Source organism: Lacinutrix sp. MEBiC02595, from assembly GCF_053601555.1.
This window is the reverse complement of the sequence record NZ_JBSHNU010000188.1, coordinates 1-4222: the sequence shown is the minus strand read 5'-3', so window position 1 is coordinate 4222 and position 4222 is coordinate 1. Positions and strand designations below refer to the sequence as shown.

At 30.2% G+C, this 4222-nt stretch carries 5 protein-coding genes; all 5 read left to right on the top strand.

The genetic code is table 11. The annotated features are described in order from the left end of the window. The first annotated feature begins 182 nt into the window (after positions 1–182). The 5 genes from ACVCZW_RS05795 to ACVCZW_RS05775 all read left to right on the top strand — a co-directional run bounded on the left by ACVCZW_RS05795 (position 183) and on the right by ACVCZW_RS05775 (position 3928). Positions 183–554 carry a transposase gene (locus ACVCZW_RS05795; RefSeq protein ID WP_055434618.1) on the top strand — a complete coding sequence of 124 codons (372 nt, stop codon included), beginning with the start codon at positions 183–185 and terminating at the stop codon, positions 552–554. Between the two features lie 14 nt (positions 555–568). Continuing rightward, positions 569–1405 carry an IS3 family transposase gene (locus ACVCZW_RS05790; RefSeq protein ID WP_452231897.1) on the top strand — a complete coding sequence of 279 codons (837 nt, stop codon included), beginning with the start codon at positions 569–571 and terminating at the stop codon, positions 1403–1405. Between the two features lie 41 nt (positions 1406–1446). Next, positions 1447–2016 (top strand): hypothetical protein, encoded by a 570-nt coding sequence (locus tag ACVCZW_RS05785; RefSeq protein WP_452227629.1) that lies wholly within the window; start codon positions 1447–1449, stop codon positions 2014–2016. A gap of 153 nt (positions 2017–2169) precedes the next feature. Beyond that, positions 2170–3003 (top strand): M12 family metallopeptidase, encoded by an 834-nt coding sequence (locus tag ACVCZW_RS05780; RefSeq protein ID WP_452231896.1) that lies wholly within the window; start codon positions 2170–2172, stop codon positions 3001–3003. A gap of 163 nt (positions 3004–3166) precedes the next feature. Continuing rightward, positions 3167–3928 carry a DUF6090 family protein gene (locus ACVCZW_RS05775; protein ID WP_452231895.1) on the top strand — a complete coding sequence of 254 codons (762 nt, stop codon included), beginning with the start codon at positions 3167–3169 and terminating at the stop codon, positions 3926–3928. Positions 3929–4222: the final 294 nt, after the last annotated feature.

The following is a 4222-nucleotide window of genomic DNA, read 5'->3' as shown; positions in this document are numbered from 1 at the left end:
TTTGCTAACAACGTATATAAAAAATTGCTAGATTAGTGCTTAAATAAGGTTGGTTGCGCTTTTACTAACTTCTGATTTTCCTTCGGAAAATCCTCGCTGGTAAAAACGCAACTTTCCATATACAAACACGTTACCTACAATTATGACCCGTCCTGAAATAAGGCTACATAATTTTAAACATTATGTATAGAAATGACAAAGTAATTAGACGTTACAGTGAACCTTTTAAATTAAAAATTTTAGCCGAACTTACAATCGGAAAACACACAAAGAGTGAACTTTGTAAACTCTACTCTATTGCACCTACAACAGTAAATGTGTGGATTAAAAAGTATAATCGTAAAGACTTAATGAACACCAGAGTAAAAGTGGAAACAAAAGACGAAATATCTAGAATTAAAGCACTTCAAAAAGAGGTTGAACAACTTAAAAAACTACTACTTAAAAAGGATCTCGATGCTATGGTTCAGGATTGTTATCTGGAAGTAGCTGCTGAAGATCTTGGCTATAAATCAGTTAATGAACTAAAAAAAAAGCTAAGTATAAAGCCTTAAGTAAAGCCAAAAAGATATCTAAGGGATTTGCTTCTTTGACAACTATAACCCATTGTTTTGGACTTAAACGCAATGCTTATTACAAGCATAAAAACAGAGCTGATAAGCGTTTAAACCTAGAGCAACAGATTATTAATATCGTTAGAAAAAGACGCAAATCCCTTCCTAGAGAAGGCGTGAGAAAACTTGTAAAATCGTTAAATGCAGATTTTAATAAAGCCAATATTAAAGTTGGTAGAGATACTTTATTTAATGTGCTTAGAAAAAATCAAATGCTGACACTTAGAAGGAAAACCAGTGCTAGAACTACGAACTCTTATCATCGTTTTTATAAATATAATAACATCATAAAAGACTTAGAAGTTACTAGAGCTAACCAAGTTTGGGTATCTGATATCACATACATTAGAACCATAAAAGGTTTTTGCTACCTGGCTTTAATAACAGATATGCATTCCAGGAAAATAGTTGGTTATGATATTAGTGATAGCTTGGAACTTAAAGGATGTGTGAGAGCGCTAAACAAGGCCATTTATCAAGCTAAAAGCATTAAACAACTTATTCATCATTCGGACAGAGGAATACAGTATTGTAGCAATGTATACACACAAATACTCAAAAGAAAGAAAATAGATATTAGTATGACAGAAGAAAATCATTGTTATGAAAATGCAATTGCAGAACGTGTAAATGGTATCTTAAAAGATGAATTTTATCTCGACCAAACCTTTGATAACGTAAGTCACGCAAAGAGAGCTGCAAAAAATGCAATTAATTTATACAACGAAATAAGATTACACTTATCTTTAGACTATAAAACACCAAATATGGTATATAAATTATCAGCGTAAATTCAATTTTAACCTGTAGCCATATTTCAGGACAAGACATTATGAAAAACATCCGAACTCTAATTATTATTCTTCTGATTTCCTTGTCATTTTCTACATTCGGACAAAATGATTCGCGTGCGATTGACGGAATCGGATTTGACTCTGTTTTTCAAAATTTAGAATCGGGAAATTTTAGCGGAACTGTAAACGGAGTTTTAATCGTTAAAGATTCTGAAAACAGACAATCTTTATTAGATTTTCAAGGCAGTTATGCGAAATTAGAAATAGAAAAAGACGAACACGAAGTTTATGATGTGAGTTATAAAAAATATACTGGAAAAACTACAAGCGGAAAAACGGAAATAAAATACGAAACTTACGCTTACGCAAACTCAATCGGAATTGAATTTAATGGAGAATATTATAATTTATCGTTAATTGATGGAGCTTGCGATTTAATAATTAACGGAATTGAATACTCTTATGAATCTGAAAAAAATGCTGAATATTTAATTTTACGAATTACGAAAGAAATAGAATTAATGAACAGTTATGATAGCAAAATTAGAAAAGCAATTAAGCTTTTACCGAATTCAACATTGGTAATTGCTATCAATCGGAATAAATAACTGTAGGTAACACCGTATATAATTAATGGCTAGTTCGAGCTTGCTTACGAAAATTCTTCCGAATTTTCTATTTGGTTTTTATTTGCTAAATTAGTTACTTACACACGCCACTAATCATATACAAACACGTTACCAAACATTAAAAAAAAAACTATGTGCAAAGGAATATGTACCACTAAAAATCGAAATGTAAGTTCAATAAATGATTTATTGACCGAAAACACTCATAAAGAACTTGAAAAATTAATCACGAATGATTATTTTAAAAATTTAGTGAATGCAGATTTAACAGATAAAATTAATAGGTCAAAATCCGACAACACAACAATACTATTAGAATCGTCAAATTCAGAAAACAGTAAAATAATAAATGAACTGTGTATTTGGAACAGTTGTAAATGGGAAAATGGACAAACCATAACCGTTAAGTTTTTAGATAATGATTTTGAATTAGAGAAAAAAATAAAGCGATATGCAAAAGAATGGGAAGAATATGCAAACATTCATTTTAATTTTGTTGAAGAAGGTGATTCTGACATAAGAATTTCATTAGTTCAAAATTTTGAATCGTGGTCATACCTTGGTAAAGAGTGCTTAAAATATCCTCAAAATAAAGCTACAATGAATTTTGGTTGGTTTTTTAATGATACATCCGACAACGAAATAAGAAGAGTCACTTTACACGAATTTGGACACGCATTAGGTTGTATTCACGAACACCAACATCCAAAGAATCAAATACCTTGGGATGAGAAAGCTGTAATGAGAGTATATCAAGCTGTCCATAAATGGTCTGAAGAACAAATTAGACATAACATATTTAATCAATTTCCACCTGAACAATTATCAAATTCCGAATATGATTCAAATTCAATTATGCATTATTTTTTTCCTAAAATATTAACTTTAGATAAACGAGAATTTAAAGAAAATTTTGAATTATCTGAAAAAGATAAAAAATTCATCGGAATATGTTATCCTAAATAAATAACGTTTGGTAACACCGTATATAATTTATTGCTAGTTCTTGCCTGCTTACGAAAATCCTAGCAGATTTTCTATTCGGTTTTTATTTGCTAAATTACGTACTAAACCAAGCAACAAACCATATACAAACACGTTGTGCTTCATTATCAGAAACCACTAACCAATGATAAAATTCTTTAGAAAAATTAGACAAAAACTGCTGACAGAAAATAAATTCAGTAAATATCTGATTTACGCAATCGGAGAAATTATTCTGGTAGTTATTGGGATTTTAATTGCTCTAGGCATAAATAATCTGAACCAAAACAGGATTGCTGAAAATGAAGAAGTCGCAATTCTAAAAGCGATGAAAACAGATTTTTTAGAAACCCAAAACAGGACTAAAGCGACAATCAAAAATCAAGAAACTGTCGTGAAATTTTGCTACAAATTGCAAACTACAATGAACGAACAAAAGGATATTGATTCTATTGGAGAATATATTTATCGCGGAGCAATATCATACTGGAGAGTAGAACCTGTTAATGGAACTTATGATGGATTGATTGGCTCTGGAAAAACTGACATTATCAAAAACCAAAAATTAAAAAGTTTACTTGCAGAGTTTTCTGCAGAAATCAAATATGGTTTTGAAGATGAAGATTTTTGTTTAGATTTGACATCTTCATTGGTAGAAAAATCGAGTACTTATGCTGCATACTTGGAACCTGAAAGAGATAGAAAACGTAATGGTTTAAACAAACCAATAACTGAAGAAGAAAGAAATAGTGCAATTATTAGACATCTAAAAAATGATTCGTTTTTAGGTGTTTTGGTAACAAAATCTGATTTGGAAAAGAATAGATTGGAATATCAAAAAAATATTTTAATGTTTGTTGAAAATATTATAGCACAAATTGAATCCGAATTAGTAGAGAAAAAATAACGAAAGCACAACACCGTATATAATTTATTGCTAGTTCTAGCCTGCTTACGAAAACCCTCGCGGATTTTCTATTCGGTTTTTATTTGCTAAATTACGTACTTAATCACGCAACAAACCATATACAAAACCGTTAGCGGTAATGCAAATAAAACACTCCGAATTCAATAACTTAACGCAACAAATCTAAATTTATAGATTTGTTACAATGGAAGTAAAAAAACATAAACGACTTACCTTAAAGGAGAGAATTCAAATAGAGACTCTTTTAAACGAAAACAACACTAAAGCTTACAT

Coding starts and splice junctions, on each gene's coding strand:
- ACVCZW_RS05795 (WP_055434618.1), top strand. CDS start 183: ATGTATAGAAATGACAAAGTAATTAGACGTTACAGTGAACCTTTTAAA.
- ACVCZW_RS05785 (WP_452227629.1), top strand. CDS start 1,447: ATGAAAAACATCCGAACTCTAATTATTATTCTTCTGATTTCCTTGTCA.
- ACVCZW_RS05780 (WP_452231896.1), top strand. CDS start 2,170: ATGTGCAAAGGAATATGTACCACTAAAAATCGAAATGTAAGTTCAATA.
- ACVCZW_RS05775 (WP_452231895.1), top strand. CDS start 3,167: ATGATAAAATTCTTTAGAAAAATTAGACAAAAACTGCTGACAGAAAAT.